Source organism: Bacteroidota bacterium (genome assembly GCA_016720935.1).
Classification (GTDB): Bacteria; Bacteroidota; Bacteroidia; order AKYH767-A; family 2013-40CM-41-45; genus JADKJP01.
The window spans coordinates 575,463-593,174 of sequence record JADKJP010000006.1; the positions used below are offsets into that span (position 1 = coordinate 575,463).

The following is a 17,712-nucleotide window of genomic DNA, read 5'->3' on the forward strand; positions in this document are numbered from 1 at the left end:
ATGAACGATCCAGCAGCATTTGAATTATTTGACAAATTATCCGATAAATTTTTTATCCGGTTATTGATCGACGTCATTTCGATGTTGATCCTTGTACGGTTAATCTATTTTAGGATTTATAAGAAGAAGGATTATCTGTTCACCTTCTTCCTTTTTAACATCATCATCTTTGTCATCACCTACCTGCTCAACAAAGTTGATTTGAGTATGGGTGCCGCATTTGGTTTGTTCGCGGTCTTTTCAATGTTGCGCTACAGAACGGAAGGTATTTCCACAAAGGATATGACCTATCTGTTCATTGTAATCGCTATGGGATTGATTTGCGCGGTGAGTAAAGCCACTTATTTTGAGCTTGGTATCATTAACGCCATTCTCATAGCATTCACTTATGCATTGGATGGAAACTGGCTGGTGAGAAATGAAATGATTAAAACAATTCAATATGAAAATATTGAAATGATTAAGCCAGAACACCATCTGGAACTGATCGCGGATCTTAAAAAGCGCACAGGACTTGATATTCACCGTGTGAGCATCAACAAGATTGATTTTTTAAAGGATATCGCCGTAATAAAAATTTATTTCTACGAAGACACCGTTTCGAAAAAGAAGTAATGTTTAAATCGGGAGTTAGAATTTCTTTATTGCTTATTGCTCTTTCCATCTCTGGCATAGCCAGGGCACAGGACGATGCGGGACTTTGGTCTAGTCTGACACTTCAGCATAAATTTACGCAGAAATGGACAGGCATCGTTAGTGAGCAGCTTCGGTTGTATGATAATATGTCAAGGATTGATCAGTATTTCACGGATCTTTCTCTGGAATATTCAATTACAAAAAAGTTTAAAGCTTCGTTGAATTACCGGCTTATGTCCAAAAACAAGGATGAATACTATAGTACACGTCATCGTTTCTATCTGGATCTTGCCTATCGGGTGAAGTTGAACCCTGTGAGTATCTCGCTGCGGCAGCGTTTTCAGGAACAGTTCACGGATCTGAATTCAAGTGATCTGGGAAAAGTTCCCGAATGGTATTCACGCACTAAACTCGGAGTAAAATTAGACCTCAACAGGAAATATGCGCCGTACCTTGCAACTGAAATGTTTTATGTCATAGACAATGCAAATGAACAGGACCAGGTTATTGATCGTTACAGATATGAAGCCGGAATTGACTACGAGTTTAACAGAAGGCACAGTGTCAACATCTTTTACCTGATTCAGCACAGCCTGGTCAGTCCGGCGAATGATTACATTGTCGGAATAGGATATACCTTCACATCATTCTGATTTATTTTCTGAAAATTAACGCGACCGCGTAGCAGTGGATACCTTCTTCACGGCCTACGTAACCAAGCTTTTCGTTGGTAGTTGCCTTGATGGATATGTCCTCTGAAGGGATGCTCATTACGGTCGAGAGCGCTTCCTGCATTTTAGGGATAAAGCCAGCTATTTTAGGCTTCTCCAGACAAAGTGTAATATCCAGATTTCCTATCTCCCAGTCTTTCTCTAAAAGGAGTTCACATACTCTTTTAAGCAAAATTTTACTGTCGATATTTTTAAATTCTGAGGAAGTATCCGGGAAGTGCTTTCCAATATCTCCAAGGTTGGCAGCACCTAATAAAGCATCGCACATAGCATGGATCATGACATCTGCATCGGAATGTCCAACCGCACCTTTTGTATGAGGAATACGAATTCCGCCGAGCCAGAATTCCCGTTCATCCCTGAGCTGATGAACATCAAAACCAAAACCGATTCTTATTTTTTTCATATCCGTTTACAAAGAAAACACAAAAAAGAAAAGCGGATGAAGAATCACCCGCTTTTCTTTTAAATAAATATTTCATGAGCTTATTCAGTACTATCCTGATTTTCCTTTTTCAAGCCTTCAAAATCAAATATGAGGGTGAAGCGGAGAGTATTTTCAAGTGGGTTTCTTTGTGTGGTAGGAATGAGGTAAGCAAAATCAAGTCCGAATACATTGTAGCGCAAGCCTGCACCGATAGTGAAGAATTTACGGTTTCCTTTTGTACTTGCCTCGTGAAAATAACCGGCACGGATTGCAAATTGTTTATCATACCAATATTCAGCACCGATAGAGTAGGTGAATTCTTTCAGTTCTTCTTTGAATCCTGCGGGAGCATCAGACCATGAACTGAACAGAGCAGCCGGCACTCCGACATTACTCGGGTCTTTACCGGCCTGAACAATTTTATTGAAGTTCGCGTCAAGGCTGTCGCGGCCATCATTGGTTTTCAAATAAACCGGCGGAGTCGGAACAAGTAATTTATTGATATCCGCTCCGAAAGCGATGGTGTTGTAGTTATCCAGATCAATTTTCAGGTTCGTTCCTAAACGGAAGTTCATCGGAATAAAATCCTTTGATTTTGTATCTGTATAAGAAATCTTGGCGCCAATATTGGAGATATTCAAACCGATTCCAAGCAGTGATTTTTTATTTGAAATTTCTACATCCTTCCTGTAATAACCTGAGATGTCGGCTGCAACAGAAGTACCGGCGTGTGTTTGAATAGTGTTGTTGGCAATGGCCACACCACCGGTAAGGTTGGAATAGATGTAACGCAATGCGAGTCCACCGGAAATATTTTCTCCCAGTTTGCGTGCATAAGCCACATCCAACGCCCACTCATTAGGATTGAAAGAGCCGACTTTCTCAGCGTTGTCATTCGTGAAGTCAATGTTTCCGAGAGAGAAGTAAAGAAGGGAAGCGGCAATTGCCTGATCGCCTTTGAGTTTTTTGTAACCGGAAATATAAGCCAGGTTGATGTCATTCACCAGGGCACGAAGCCATGGGGTGTATGAGATCGAGAATCCGAAATTTTTATCGGCGAAAGCGAGTTTCGACGGATTCCAGTGAATGGAATTCGGATCCGGAGTGGTTGCAACACCATAGTCGCCCATTCCACCGGCACGGGAGTCAGGTGCGATTTGGAGGAAAGGAACAGCGGTAGTGATAGTGTTGATCTGACCGAGAAGAGAATCTTTAAAAGAACTGATCTGTGCAGATGAAGAACCTGCTGCCAGCAGGAAGCTAAAGATAGCTATAAAGGCCTTTTTTTGAGTAAAATGCATCTTGGTTCTAAAATGTGGACGGCAAATATACGTGAATTAACAAGAATGGTTTTGTTTAATTAACGCAGAATCACGAGTTTTTCAAATTTATCAGCATAATCTCCGTCTTCTGTGCGAACACGGAGCTTGTAAACATACACACCTTTTCCGATTCGGTCACCAAAATCATCCAAACCATTCCATTCCAGTTCATCTGAACGGTAACCCTCCGAATATATTCTGCTTCCGATGGTTTTTATCAGTTTTCCGGAAACAGTGAAAATCTGAACCTGGATATCCAAATTGGTATAAGGACGATTATGTTCAAACATAAAGGTCGTATGTGTTGTAAACGGATTCGGGTAATTCAACACATGTTCAAGCGCCAGTTTCGCTGATTCAGCTACAACAAAATCAGTGCTTGCTTCACTGGAATTATTGTACACATCCCAAACTTTGAAGTTGACAGTGTGCGGACCGGCTGCAAGATCCTTAAACGGATATTTCACTTTTCCTTTTTGGTAGCTGTTCAGATCATTTTCATAGTAATCATTCAGCACATAAATCTTGCTGTTGCTATTGTCGAGTTCTGCCGTTACATCATGACCAATACCGGTACCAACAGTATTTAATCCGCTGCTGTCAGTTACAACAGCATACAATACCGGGTTCTTGTCTGTCATTCCTCCGCGAACAAATTTATCATCATTGATATACAATTTGATTGCAGGTCCTTGTGCATCCGCGGGAACAGAATTGTCATAGCCGCCAACAATAACACTATTGCTGTAACCTGCCGCGTCCATCGAACCATTCTGAGCGTAATAGCTGAGCTTACCAAAACCGTATTGGAACTGGATATCTTTTGGAACCACAAAAGAAAATGAGAAGTCACCATTGACCACACTTGATTTACCACGATAGATAATATTCTTCTGAAGATCAAATGGAGCCGCGTAGGATGGATCATTCGTTACATTCCTGTCGTTACCAAGAGTATAATAGGTGACCCATTTATCATAGACTGTAGGATAGATGATTCCGTTAAAAGATGTCGCCTTTATGCCATTCACATCCAGGATTTCACCGGTGATGGTTATACGTCTCAAAGCTTTGAGTGTATCAACCGCGGAGGTGATATTGGTGCCGTTGATTGTATTGGTTTTTACAGACATTTTCGGATATGCCATGCGTAATGCGGGATCTCCAATCAGGATAAAGTTCCTTACATATTGATCGGTATACACATCGATTTTTGTTTGCTCAAAAATATCTCCGATGGTTGGCATGCGCCCATCAATTTCGGTAAATACATGAGTATAAAATTTCTGGCAAAGATTGTAGTTGGAGCTTGAGAAAGCGAGTCGGGAAGTGGTGAACAGACAAATTCCACCTCCGTTCGGATTAAGAAAAACCAATTCACCGGCGGAGGTTCTTGCAGGGTCATCAACACGAGTGAATTCACAAGTAGCTGTAAGAAAAGCGGGAAGAGCATTGATGTTCGTCCAGTTGTTGATGTCATCAACTTCCAGGAATCGTTCATGTCCCCATCCAACTTCACCACCATGTCCGATATAGGTTAATAATAGAGAACCTTTTTGTACGCGATCAACCAATGCTGCATGACCGTCAGGATAGCGATTGCCACCAGGGGTGGATTGCTGGTTGTAAGCATCCATGTAAATTTTATCAATGTTCAGCAGTGGGTAGTCTCTGCTGAATCTGCGCGCAAGCGTATCCGCTTGTTTAAAATGTGTATTGCTATCCTGATCATCACTTACAAAGGTGACAACATTGCGCCAATCACCATAAACGGTATTGTTAGTTCCATTCGTTGTTCCGGGATTGGTAATATCACCACCTGCATAATGAATGATTTTTCTCACCATTGCTTCCGCTTCCTGAACAGATTTCACTGGCAAACGACCGACACTCAGGTCAACAATTTCACCATTGTTCCATTCTCCTTCGGAATCATCCAGCAGTCCAAAGAAGTCATCCGACATATATGTTTGAGTCTGATTGAGTGATCCGGAGGATTGGTAGGAAGTAACAAAATTTGTGTTCGAAGAAACCCTTGATTTATTGTCGTAGGAAGCATCACCAAGAATCAGTAAGTACCTTGGAAGATCACCGGGAGCATAGGCTCTGTCGTAAAACATTTTTACAAAATCCCGGATAGCGGAAACATCCTGGGCACCCGAAGAAAATTCATTAAAAATTTGTTCTGTGGTCGCTACCATCGTAGTCATGTTGTCATGTGTACGATGTAAATCTGCAAGGTCGTTTGCCTGATTAATAAAGGATGGATTAGTAACAATTAGGAGGCTCGCTTTTGGAGAAGCATGCAGATTCTGGTTATCAATTTGTCTGCCGGGAAAAGGAGTGTATGCGGCACTTTCGCTGAAAGCGATAAATTCATGAAGTGTACCGGTTTCAGTGGTGAAGCTGGTCGTACCGGAATTAAAATCGGATTGTTGTATCACCACATTCAAAGGATCAGTCACATCGAGCAGTGTTACTGAAGCATTGGTGTTACTGATTTGAAACTGGCTGACATTTCCTGTACCGACTGATCTTGCATCACGGAAGTGAAATTGATTTCCCTGGTTAAGAAAGTTCAGGTTGCAGCGAAGATTCATTTCAATAAAATTTAGCCAGCCCTGACCATTTGGATCCGCGGAGCTCATTGAAACCGCAACATTGAGTGTAGAGGAATTTGGGAACAGGTATTTTGATATATAAATAGGGGCAGCGTAATTATCTTGTGGTGAACTTCCTACTGAGGAAAATGCCTGGGTAATAAACGTTTGTCCGTTCAACGCCATGCTGAAAGAATTGCTCGCGCTGTTCTCCGCTCTGCCAAGTAATGAGGATCGCAACAACAAAGTGTCTGAAGTAATGACACTCTGGAAATTGAAAGTAAATGACTGCGTATTGTTTACGTTGTCAAAATTTTCGCCATACCATTCTCTTCCTGATTTCAGGAGATTCACCGCGTCAATTTCATGAAACCCATATTCGTCAAAAGAGGTGACGGTGTTCGTTGGAGTAGCAGTTGAAGAAGCACGGGTTGTAATCCGTTTTCCCTGTCCAAGACTGGTGGTGAGGAAATAGAATGTTGTATCCGAATACAGGTTAATGACGTGACTGAATCTGTTGGTATTTGGATCGGGTAACCATTGAGTCTGGCTCGTACCGTAGAACAAAATATAGTCTGTTTGATCGAAATGTCCATCCGATTCACCGACAACCTGGACCGCATTTTCCTGGAGGTCATCACGGCGGGATTTGGAATTTGCCATGGGCACCATTCCGCCACCATTTCCATAAATCCTGATGTTCTGCGGATCGATGTTGTCAACATCGACACCCAGATTTTTCAGATCGGTGTAGGTCATTTTATAAACACCTTTTTTAATCAGACCAAACTTGAACCAATCACCATTTGCAAGCACACTGTTGGAAGTATAATACCTGGCCGGCGATTGGCGGTTTGCATTTGCAGTTGGAGTCAGTTCAAGATCAAATGAGACAAGACGTTCATAGCCGGATCCGTTTTTGTTTTTGCGAATCGGAAGAATCCTTACTGATGCGTAAGGGACTTTTTTTCGGTATACCACCGATGTAGTGACATTGAATTCGGTTTCAATTTTTTGAGGAAAAGGAATAAGCTGAGATTCACGAAGTGGTTCTGTTTCAATATTGGTAATTCTTGCCTGGACAGAGCTTGTGTTCCCGGAAAGTTTGACGGTTTGCACATATTCAGGAAGAAAATCGGCATTATAGGAACCTCCCTCGAAACGCAGGGAATGAACAGGGGTGCCATCCGGCATGGAAGTTTCCAGAGCTGGCTGCCAGTTGATTTTTTTTCTGTCTTGAGACAAGGATCCGGTGTCAGCCGACTGAGTCAGGAAAGGAACAAAAATGAACAGGATAGTCCATAGTCTTTTTTTATACATGGATCGAAACTGCGTTTGGTTTTGGTTAAATGGAAAAAATGAATGTGTAATCCTCGTAACGAAGACCGACCTCGAATATTTTGGTAAACAAAAATATTCAAAATTGCTGAAAGAGGACTTCTTTCGTGATGTTCTTTTTGTAAATCAACACTTTCTTACCATTTCATGACCCTGAGATTAGTTAAAAATCAGGACAAGGTATCTGGAATAAATTTTTCATCGGCCAATGAATCATTTTTTTTATCTTTAGCAGGATTTTCGGAGCCATTGTATTTAAAAATCATTAAAATTGTCGTCAAATCTTACACTGGGTTTGAAAGGTGGTATTTTGATCATCAGCAACGTGCGTAACTCTATAACTTCACAAGCGTAAGACGTAACTTAAAATAAGTTCAAATGCTCAGGAAAGTATTGTTGTGGTTTTTTCTCCTGTACTCAGGTGTTGCACTTGCGCAGGATCCTGAGTTCACACAATTCTACGCGAATCCACTTTACCTGAATCCGGCTTTTGCAGGAACTGCCCGTTGTCCAAGACTGGCCCTCAATTACCGGAATCAATGGCCCGCTCTGACCGGAACCTTTGTGACATACACTGCATCGTACGATCAGCATGTCGAGGCACTGGGTGGTGGCTTGGGTTTATTGGTATTGAATGATAAGGCCGGAGAAGCTACACTGACAACAACCAATGTTTCCGGAATCTATTCCTACCAATTGAATGTAACCCGTGAATTTTCCGTAAAATTCGGATTACAAGGAACTTATGTTCAGAAAAAGGTTGACTGGGATAAGCTGACTTTCGGTGATATGATTGATCCGAGATATGGATTTATCTATGAAACCCAGGAAATTCGTCCAAATACCAACAAAAGCTTCTGGGATTTCTCGGGAGGTATTTTGGGGTACAGCAATCGGTATTACGGAGGGGTGGCAGTTCACCACATGACTGAACCTGAGGAGTTTTATATAAAATCTTCACCGGGAAGTAAGCTTCCTATGAAAATTACAGCTCATATCGGAGCAGTAATTCCGATTGCAGGTAACAGGGATGGTACAACCTATATTTCGCCTAATTTCCTGTATCAGAAACAAAGAGATTTCCAACAGTACAACATCGGTTTGTATGTAGCAAAAGCCCCGTTGGTAGGCGGTTTGTGGTACAGAGGTGGTGATGCTTTTATCGCCCTGGTTGGACTTCAACAAGGAATCTTCAAATTTGGATATAGTTATGATGTAACTGTTTCCAAACTCTATAATGCTTCAGCAGGATCACACGAATTGTCGCTCGGTCTTCAATTTGCCTGTCATCCTAAGAAGAAGCGTTTCAGAACGATAAAGTGCCCTTCATTTTAGTAATTTCAAATAAAATAAATACATTTGGCAATCGTTTAAGCCCCTAAACAACAACCAATCACCCTAATGAAAAAACTCATTTGGAATAGCTTCAGCCTGGTTGCTGTTGCATTACTTTTTTCTTCCTGCGGGAAGGAGAAATCTTCCGTTACAGGTTGGAATTATAATGATCCCAAAAACGGTGGCTTTGAAGTAGTCCCTTACGATGAACAGGAAACCGGTCCGGGTCTGGTCCTGGTAGAAGGTGGTACCTTCACCATGGGTCGTACCGAGCAGGATATCACCATGGACTGGAATAACATTCCACGCCGTGCTACGGTAAGTTCATTCTATATGGATGAAACAGAGGTTGCCAATGTTCATTACCTCGAATATCTGTACTGGATCACCCGTGTTTTTGGCGCGGATTATCCGGAAGTATATAAAAGAGCATTACCTGATACATTGGTATGGCGTGATAAATTGGCATACAACGAACCATTGGTTGAGTTGTATTTCCGTCACCCTTCCTATCAGCAGTATCCTGTTGTTGGTGTGAACTGGTTGCAGGCAAGCGACTTTTGTGCCTGGAGAACGGACCGTGTGAACGAGCAAATTCTCATCCGCGAAGGTATCCTGCGAATCAACCCGAACCAGATTAACGAAGATAACTTCAATACAGACGCTTATCTGGCAGGACAATATGAAGGTCTTGTAAAGAGTGACCTGATTGACCTCAATCCAAGTTCAGGAGCAAACGGAACACGTAAAGTTCGTATGGAAGACGGTATCCTTCTTCCGCGTTACCGCCTGCCAACCGAAGCAGAGTGGGAATATGCCGCTCTTTCACAAATTGGAAATACTATTTACGAGCGTGTAACTGATCGCCGTCAATACCCGTGGAACGGACATATCGTTCGTAATAAAGAAGAAAAATACAAAGGTCAGATGATGGCCAACTTCAAGCGTGGTCGTGGTGACAATATGGGTACCGCAGGCTTCCTGAATGATAACGCGGATATTCCTGCACCGGTACATTCTTATTGGCCAAATGACTTCGGTCTGTATAACATGGCCGGTAACGTGAACGAGTGGGTAATGGATGTGTTCCGCCCTCTTTCTCCGGAAGATAAATCCGACTTCAATCCGTATCGTGGTAACGTGTACAAAACACAACAACGTGACGAAGAAGGTGCCATCACAGAAAAAGACAGCCTTGGTCGTGTGCCAATGAAAGATACAGATGAAAGTCCGGACCGTAGAAATTACACCAAAGCGGATAATATCAATTACCTCGATTCTGATGAGCCAGAAATCAAATACGATTTCGGTATCACTTCAATGGTAAATGATCAGGCTCGTGTTTACAAAGGTGGTTCATGGAAAGATCGCGCGTATTGGATGTCTCCGGGCGCCCGTCGTTTCCTCGATCAGGTACAAAGCACTAATGATATCGGATTCCGTTGCGCAATGACGCGTGTGGGTAGTCCGGTTGGTTTAGGAGCAAAACCGAAAACCAAGTAAAATAAAAAAGCATTCATGAAAAGAGCTTCCATTTTGGAGGCTCTTTTTTTTTGTCTAAACATTCGGGAAGTGATTCGCCAGAGTGTTTATTGAAATGATAAGTACTTGCCAGAAGCGTTCTGATGGTGCTGTTTCAAATCGTACAATCAGGGCGCAAATTATTTATTGCGGATTCTCCTTTACATTCTTCTTGAAGATGAAATAGATTGGAATTCCAATCAGGATGATTACCAATCCGTACAAACTGGATGTTGTCTGGTAAATCAGCATATCAAAAGCGACCATCGCTGCCATGAAAATGTATAAGGCAGGAATTACCGGATAACCAAAAGCTTTGTATGGCCTTTCCATGTCAGGTCTTTTCTTTCTCAAAATGAAAAGCCCGGTGATGGTAAGGATGTAAAACAACATCACAGCAAACATGATGTAATTCAGAAGATCACCATAGGTTCCTGAAAAGCAGAGTAAGCAGGACCAGATGCATTGCATGGTGAGAGAATTAGCAGGAACATTATTCTTGTTGAGTTTGGCTGCCTTTGGCAGGAACAATCCATCTTTGGCCATTGCATAGTAAACCCTTGCCGCAGTAAGGATGAGTCCGTTCAGACAACCGAATGTGGAAATCATAATCATTAGTGCCATGAAAAATTTTCCGTTGGTTCCAAGTATCGTTTCCATTAACAATGTCGCTACACGGTCGTTTTCTGCATGCTGGATGGCATTGATTGGCAATACATATATATATGCAACATTGGCGAGCATATAAAGAACCATAACCGTTCCGGTTCCGATGAAGAGTGAAAGCGGCAGGTTGCGCTGTGGATTGTGTACTTCCCCGGCGGTATAGGTTATGTTGTTCCATGCATCAGCGGAAAAAAGAGAGCCTGTCATGGCGGCGCCAAAAACACCAATCGTGGTAAGCGTGATCACACTTGGAAAAGCAGGAGAGAAGTTGGACCAGTTTCCTGCACCGTTTATTCCGAAATACAAACCAAGGATAACTAGCAACAAGAGCGCGATCACTTTGGATACTGTAAAGATGTTTTGAAGATAAGCTCCGGCTTTCACATCTTTAAAATTGTAAAGAGTAAGCAGGATAATTATGGTGATGGCAAGTAATTGTTGTGTACTGATATGAAAAGAAGATAAATGGAAAATGTAATTATCACCCGAAATCACAGGAAAGAAAACTCCTGTGAACTTCGCGAAAGCCACACCCACAGCGGCAATCGTACCGGTTTGGATAACGGAAAATAATGTCCAGCCGTAAAGGAATCCATACATTTTACCATAAGCTTCTTTTAAATAAATGTATTGTCCGCCGGCACGCGGCATCGCTGCTGCAAGTTCTCCATAACTCAGGGCTCCGAAGATGGTAATGATGGCAGTGACGACCCAAGCCAGGAGCAGCATTCCGGGAGTTTCAACCTGCCTTGAAATTTCAGCGGATACAATAAAAATTCCCGAGCCGATCATGGAGCCAATAATAATGGCGGTGGAATCAAAAAGGGAGAGGCTTTTTTTCTCTGTGGACATAAGTAAAGTTTATGGTTAGTAAGATATTTACTCCCTTCTTAATCCGCAAGATGTTTCGGGCTTTCATTTCAGGTATTTATAAACGCAGGTTTTGCTGCTTGTTTCCCATCAAACCGGAATACAGGTTTTGAAGGAAAACGTATCTTCACACCCGCAATGACCAGAGAAGAATTATACCAACAGATCATTAAAAAGAGTTCCTATTTGTGTATTGGACTCGACACCGATATTACCAGGATACCTTCCTTTTTGTTAAAAGAAGAAGATCCTGTGTATGAATTTAACAAGCGCATCATTGAGGCGACCAGTGAATATTGTGTTGCATATAAACCCAATCTTGCCTTTTATGAATCCTTAGGTCCGAAAGGCTTGATTTCACTGGAGAAAACAATGAACCTGATTCCGGATAACATTTTCACGATTGCAGATGCAAAGCGCGGAGATATTGGGAACACTTCAGAAATGTATGCACGTACATTTTATGATTATTTTCATTTTGATTCTGTCACGGTTGCTCCTTATATGGGGAAGGATTCCGTTACGCCATTTCTTCGTGAAGGCAAATGGGTAATTCTTCTCGCGCTCACCAGCAATGCGGGATCTATGGATTTTCAACTTTCCGAAATTTCATCTCCCGTAAACGGAAAGGAAGAGAAATTGTACGAACATGTTCTTCGTACATCACAAAAATGGGCGGATGCGGATAACATGATGTATGTTGTTGGTGCAACTCATCCGGATTTGCTTTCTTCTATTCGTAAAATTGTACCGGATCATTTTTTGCTGGTCCCGGGAGTTGGAGCTCAGGGCGGGAATTTGCAGGAGGTCTCAGCGGCAGGTATGAATAAACAATGCGGACTGCTGGTAAATTCTTCCCGGCAAATCATTTATGCATCGAATGGTGCCGACTTTGCAGATGCTGCTAGGGCTGAAGCCTCCAAAACGCGTGATGAAATGAAAATTATTCTGGAGAAATATTTTGCCTGAATAAAGCATAGCATTTGTTCATGAGATTGCCAGATGAAGTACCACTTTTCTCACATTTTAAAATCTTGCATTCAATAATATTTTTCGAAAACTAATTCGCTTATAGTGGACGGGGAATTTCTTTCTATCCTTTTATTTTGGAAAGAAAATATATTCCGATGAATGAAGCATTTTTACATTACCTGTGGCAGTACCGATTATTTGATTCACGTGAACTGCTAACCTCCGAAGGCAATTGTGTTGAAGTCGTCAGACCCGGGAAACTCAACACAGACTCAGGTCCTGATTTTTTTAACGCCCAGCTGAGAATCGATGGAACACTCTGGGCAGGGAACGTAGAAATTCACATTCACGCTTCCGACTGGCAAAAACATGGACATCATTTTGATTCAGCTTACGACAATTGTATCCTGCATGTTGTTCATGAGAGAGATGTGAAAACACTGCGCAAAGACGGAACCTGTGTTCCAACCATTGAATTGAAAGACCGCTTTCCCGCTCATCTCTGGTCGAATTATCTGCAATTACTTGGAACAAGAGGATGGGTTCCCTGTGAACATCGCCTGAAAGAGCTGGATAGTATCACTGTCAACAGCTGGCTGGATAGAATCTGTGTGGAGCGACTGGAAGAGAAAACAAAACAGATCCGGCAATTCCTTCATTTGAGCAGGAATGATTGGGAGGAAACATTTTACCATTCTTTGGCTAAAAATTTTGGCTTCCAGGTAAATGGTTTACCCTTCGAGTTACTTGCACGGTCGTTGCCACTTCGCCTGATTCATAAACACCGCTCAAGGCTGATGGAAGTGGAGGCTTTGCTTTTTGGTCAGGCCGGGATGCTGGCTAGGGAATTCCACGACAATTATCCGATCTCTCTTGCGACAGAATTCAGGCATCTGAGCCGGACATATAATCTGAAGCCGATCAGTGCCGCTGCCTGGAAGTTTCTCCGTTTGCGACCCTCCAATTTCCCAACCATCCGAATCGCGCAGTTCGCGCAATTGCTGAAATCGACAGAAAATCTTTTTTCTAAAGTGATGCAGATAGAATCTCTGCGGGACGGATATGATTTATTCAGAATAAACACTTCGGAGTATTGGTTGAATCATTTCGTCTTTGACAAACCTGCGGATGCAATCCAGAAGAATATGGGAAAAGGCTCGGTCGAAAATATCCTTATCAATACTGTAGTACCCTTCCTTTTTGCCTGGGGCAGTGAAAATGGTTCCGAGCAACACCGGAAAAAAGCACTGGAACTTCTGGAGAAAATTCCCGCGGAGGACAATCATCTGATCCGGAGCTGGAAGGATGCCGGAATCCCTGCTCATTCGGCTTTTCAGTCCCAGGCCCTGGTTCAATTGAAAATTCAATACTGCTCCGAGAAAAAATGCTTATCTTGTGCCATAGGAAACCAGCTTATCAACTCGCTCCCATGACACTAGTTTCTTCCATCCGCGATTATTTTGAAAGACAGGCATTCGGTGTTTGCTCCTATCTGGGAGATAAACTCAGCATGCGTACTTCTGTCATTCGTTTGTTTTTTATCTATGCTTCCTTCCTTACGGTAGGATCGCCATTGATCGTGTACATGATCCTGGCCTTTTTGATCAAGATGAAGTCGTATGTGCGCAATCGCAGGACTTCAGTTTGGGATCTCTGATGTCCATCTTTTGTTGATAGAATATTTTCCTGATTTTATTTGGGGAGATAGCTTATTAATCTTTTCCGGAATTTTTTCTGCTTTGAATTTTCTTCTCTACTTTCATCATTCATAATTGTTCAATGCGGAGGATTAATTTCTATTTGGTTTTTATCAATTGCTTTTTGTTGACGCTGTTGTCTGCAGTCAATGCGGATGCTCAACATTGGACTTCACTTGGTCCGGATAGTTTTCCTGCACTAATGCGTCCGTTTGATTATTCCCTGAAAATTGCAAACGGTATTGGTCGTGTCAGCGGCGTTTATTTTGCACCGAAAAAGAAATGTTTTTTATCAAAGAAAAAGAACCAGGAGATGTTTGCCGGAACTCCCTATGGTGGATTGTGGGTTTCTTCCGATTCGGGCAATCATTGGAGTTCATCAGGTTCGGACAATTTTCCAAATCCCGGTGTTGCGTCACTTGCGATTAATCCACGTGATCCGAAAATTCAGTTTCTCGCGACAGGTGATCCGGATTGTATTTTGAATCCCAATGAACCTTCGCTTGGTTCGGAATCCTGTCAGGGCAGAGGTGTACTAAAATCAATAGATGGAGGGAAAAATTGGAGCGCGCCAATAGGCCAGTGGTTTACTTGTGAAGAAAAAGAGGATACATCCTTTTGGTCATTTCCAAGCCACAAGATTTTAAGAAAACTTGTGATTCATCCACGTCAGCGCAATGTACTTTTCGCGGTGATCCATACTTATACAAACGCGACCAAATCATTTGACGGAATGGTTTACAGAACCAGCGATGCCGGAAAAACATGGCATCCGGTTTTATGCGCGCAGGATGGATTTTTAAAAGATCTGGAATTTCAGCCCGGGAATGACGATGTAATCTATGTTTCAGGACGGACCATTTACAAAAGCAGTGATAGCGGTTTGCATTGGGAAGCATTACCGAACAGAGGTTTGCCCGCAGATTCTCTCGTCCAACGCTGTGAACTTTCTTTCAGCGCCGCGAAACCTGAGAATGTATATGCTTTATTCATCCTGAAAAATTCATATCAAAGTGATTTTTATCTGTCGGAAAATTCCGGAGTATCCTTCAAGAAAAGATTATCGCTGCCTGCGAGTCCGGAATGGAGAACAGCACTCGCCGCCGATCCATTAAACGCCGATGAAGTTTATTTTACCGCAGGCAACAGAGTCAATAAACTGATTGCTTATGCCGGGAAATGGAATTACAAAAACGCGGGCAATGGTTTGCACGATGATGTACACGATCTGAATTTTGATCCGGAGAGAAAGACCTTGTATGCTTCAACAGATGGAGGATTATACAAGACAACAGATGGCGGAGAAAATTGGACCAGAATCAGCAAAGGCTTGAATATCGCGGAATGCTGGAGTGTGGCTGTTTCTCAAAAGAAACCATATCGTGTTTTGGCAGGAATGCAGGATTGCGGAACGCTTCAGTATCGACCGACCGGTGACTCATTAAATGGTTGGTTCCAGGTTCGTGGTGGAGATGGAATGGAAGCTGCATTTGATCCGATCGATCAAAAGATTCAATACTCGAATGACGGGAATAATAATCTCTTGTCCCGCACTGAGGATGGAGGAGTAACCTGGTCCAGAAATCTTGCAGCATCCCGCAAACAACAGGGAAATTATTTGCGTCCTTTTTTGATTGATCCTGTACATCCGAATGTACTTTATACTGCTTATCACGATGTCTTCAAAAGCACGGATCGGGGAGAGACCTGGAAAGTAATTTCTGCGTTCGATGTACCGGATCCGAAAGCGACAATTGTTGCTCTGGCTGTTGCGCCATCGGATTCTCTCACCATGTATGCCGCTTTTGCAGGCTGTGCATGGACAACCAAACCGGAAAAAAAATTATTTAAAACCACCGACGGAGGAATTACCTGGACCGACATCACCGAAGGTCTCAAAGGTGTAAACTATACTCAGATTTCTTGTCTGGCTGTCCAGCCGGATGATAAAAATACAGTGTTCGTCGGTTTTCGTGGAGGATGGATTTACAAGGTGATGAAAACGGTCAGCGGTGGAACCGGAAAAAATGCCTGGGTCAATTTTTCCTCCGGATTAGCTCCGGATGATGATGTGAATGCGATTCTGTTTGACCGCGATAAATTTCATACGGTGTATATCGGAACACATACAGGCGTGTTTATGTGTCGTGATAAAATTAATGCCTGGCAATCGTTCAGCAAAGGTTTGCCCCGAGTGATGGTTTGTGATTTGGATATTCTAAGTGAAACAAAGGAACTGTATATAGGAACTCATGGCAGGGGTGTGTGGAAAAGTCCTCTTTTTGGTGAATGAAAGTTCCTTTTCCTCAATACAAAGAGCTGATTTATAAGGCCTGAACATTGGATTTCAGATCTCTGAAACATTTTCACACATTAATTAATCATCATTGATTGTTGGAAATTATTTCCCGGTTCTTCCTGCCTTACCGAACAGAATTTTACATTTATACCAAATCTCATATAGGTTTCCGAAAATAATAGATAAGAAACCTTCTTAGAATTGGTTATTCCTCCAAACCAATTTCTAAAACAGAATTAAAGGCGGCATAAACAACCTATGGAATCCTTCGATTTCCAAAATATTCTAACCAATTTCAGGTATTTCAAGAAACTGTACTATGCTATCGCGATGGTAGTGCTGGTGCTGGTTGTCGGGATTGTTGGCTATTATACCATCGAAGATTATACTTTTCTTGATTCGGTTTTCATGACAGTGATCACCGTTGCAACGGTAGGTTACAGGGAAGTTAAGGAGCTGGATGACGCGGGGAAAATATTTACATCCATTTTGATTATCTTTAGCATTGGTACTTTTGCCTATGCGGTTTCAGTGATTACACGTTACATTATTGAAGGTGAATTTCAAACGTATTTCAGACACTATCGCGTGAACAAAGAAATCCAAAAACTAAAAAATCATGTTATTGTTTGTGGTTTCGGTAGAAACGGCAGACAGGCATGTGAGCAGTTGCGTTCGGGTGACGAAAAGTTTGTCGCCATCGAAGCAAAACCTGAGCTGGTCGCGAAGATGCGTGAGGAGGACAATATCCTGTTCATCGAAGGCGACGCGACAAAAGATGAAGTGCTGATACAGGCAGGAATTGATTCAGCCAAGGCATTGATTACCGCGCTTCCGAGCGACGCGGCAAATGTATTTGTCGTACTTACGGCGAGGGACCGGAATCCAAAACTGAAAATTATTTCACGAGCCTCGGAAGACGGTTCGGAGCATAAACTCAAACGTGCCGGTGCCGACAATGTCATCATGCCGGATAAAATTGGCGGTACGCACATGGCCGCGCTGGTGACCAAGCCGGATGTTCTTGAATTCATTGATCACATCACAGGACGGATCAATATCCGTCTGGAAGAAATACATTTCAGTTCGCTGCCGGAAAATATGCGCAACAAATCCATTCGTGATCTGGAGATCCGCAATAAAACCGGCGCGAATATCATCGGTTTTAAAACCGCGGATGGTGATTATGTCATCAATCCTCCGCCGGAAACGATCATGATGCCGGATGCAAAGCTGTTTGTGCTGGGTACACAGGAACAAGTGATGCGTTTTAAAGAAATTCTAATCAACAATTAATT

General features: G+C 42.4%; 13 protein-coding genes. 9 read left to right on the top strand and 4 right to left on the bottom strand.

Annotated features, from left to right (window positions below; all coding sequences use genetic code 11):
• Entirely contained in the window at nucleotides 1–615 is a 615-nt protein-coding gene (locus tag IPP86_10780) for a DUF4956 domain-containing protein (GenBank protein ID MBL0139001.1), read from the top strand.
• Complete coding sequence (locus IPP86_10785) at nucleotides 615–1,289, top strand: DUF2490 domain-containing protein (protein ID MBL0139002.1); 675 nt, start codon at nucleotides 615–617, stop codon at nucleotides 1,287–1,289. Before IPP86_10780 ends, IPP86_10785 begins: the two co-directional genes overlap by 1 nt.
• 1 nt (nucleotide 1,290) lies before the next feature.
• Here IPP86_10785 and IPP86_10790 read toward each other — a convergent pair whose 3' ends face one another.
• From IPP86_10790 to porU, 3 genes are all read right to left on the bottom strand, one after another.
• Nucleotides 1,291–1,773 carry a 2-C-methyl-D-erythritol 2,4-cyclodiphosphate synthase gene (locus IPP86_10790; GenBank protein MBL0139003.1) on the bottom strand — a complete coding sequence of 161 codons (483 nt, stop codon included), beginning with the start codon at nucleotides 1,771–1,773 and terminating at the stop codon, nucleotides 1,291–1,293.
• Between the two features lie 80 nt (nucleotides 1,774–1,853).
• Nucleotides 1,854–3,095: a type IX secretion system outer membrane channel protein PorV gene (gene porV / locus IPP86_10795; protein ID MBL0139004.1), complete on the bottom strand. Its 1,242-nt coding sequence runs from the start codon at nucleotides 3,093–3,095 to the stop codon at nucleotides 1,854–1,856.
• Between the two features lie 59 nt (nucleotides 3,096–3,154).
• On the bottom strand, nucleotides 3,155–7,036 hold the full coding sequence (porU, locus tag IPP86_10800; protein ID MBL0139005.1) for a type IX secretion system sortase PorU: 3,882 nt from the start codon (nucleotides 7,034–7,036) through the stop codon (nucleotides 3,155–3,157).
• Between the two features lie 396 nt (nucleotides 7,037–7,432).
• Between porU and IPP86_10805 the strand changes: the two genes are divergently transcribed.
• Nucleotides 7,433–8,389, top strand: a complete 957-nt coding sequence (locus tag IPP86_10805) for a type IX secretion system membrane protein PorP/SprF (GenBank protein MBL0139006.1) — start codon at nucleotides 7,433–7,435, stop codon at nucleotides 8,387–8,389.
• A gap of 66 nt (nucleotides 8,390–8,455) precedes the next feature.
• Nucleotides 8,456–9,892, top strand: a complete 1,437-nt coding sequence (locus IPP86_10810; GenBank protein ID MBL0139007.1) for an SUMF1/EgtB/PvdO family nonheme iron enzyme — start codon at nucleotides 8,456–8,458, stop codon at nucleotides 9,890–9,892.
• A 162-nt stretch (nucleotides 9,893–10,054) separates the two neighbouring features.
• Here IPP86_10810 and IPP86_10815 read toward each other — a convergent pair whose 3' ends face one another.
• Nucleotides 10,055–11,428, bottom strand: a complete 1,374-nt coding sequence (locus IPP86_10815) for an amino acid permease (GenBank protein ID MBL0139008.1) — start codon at nucleotides 11,426–11,428, stop codon at nucleotides 10,055–10,057.
• A 156-nt stretch (nucleotides 11,429–11,584) separates the two neighbouring features.
• Here IPP86_10815 and pyrF point away from each other — a divergent pair, with 156 nt between their 5' ends.
• The 5 genes from pyrF to IPP86_10840 all read left to right on the top strand — a co-directional run bounded on the left by pyrF (nucleotide 11,585) and on the right by IPP86_10840 (nucleotide 17,710).
• Nucleotides 11,585–12,415 carry an orotidine-5'-phosphate decarboxylase gene (gene pyrF / locus IPP86_10820; protein MBL0139009.1) on the top strand — a complete coding sequence of 277 codons (831 nt, stop codon included), beginning with the start codon at nucleotides 11,585–11,587 and terminating at the stop codon, nucleotides 12,413–12,415.
• 158 nt (nucleotides 12,416–12,573) lie between these two features.
• The gene (locus IPP86_10825) at nucleotides 12,574–13,851 is read left to right on the top strand and encodes a DUF2851 family protein (GenBank protein ID MBL0139010.1); all 1,278 of its coding nucleotides are present in this window, start codon (nucleotides 12,574–12,576) and stop codon (nucleotides 13,849–13,851) included.
• Nucleotides 13,848–14,075, top strand: a complete 228-nt coding sequence (locus IPP86_10830; GenBank protein MBL0139011.1) for a PspC domain-containing protein — start codon at nucleotides 13,848–13,850, stop codon at nucleotides 14,073–14,075. Before IPP86_10825 ends, IPP86_10830 begins: the two co-directional genes overlap by 4 nt.
• A 167-nt stretch (nucleotides 14,076–14,242) precedes the next feature.
• The gene (locus tag IPP86_10835; protein ID MBL0139012.1) at nucleotides 14,243–16,408 is read left to right on the top strand and encodes a hypothetical protein; all 2,166 of its coding nucleotides are present in this window, start codon (nucleotides 14,243–14,245) and stop codon (nucleotides 16,406–16,408) included.
• Between the two features lie 264 nt (nucleotides 16,409–16,672).
• The gene (locus IPP86_10840; protein MBL0139013.1) at nucleotides 16,673–17,710 is read left to right on the top strand and encodes a potassium channel protein; all 1,038 of its coding nucleotides are present in this window, start codon (nucleotides 16,673–16,675) and stop codon (nucleotides 17,708–17,710) included.
• Nucleotides 17,711–17,712 lie beyond the last annotated feature (2 nt).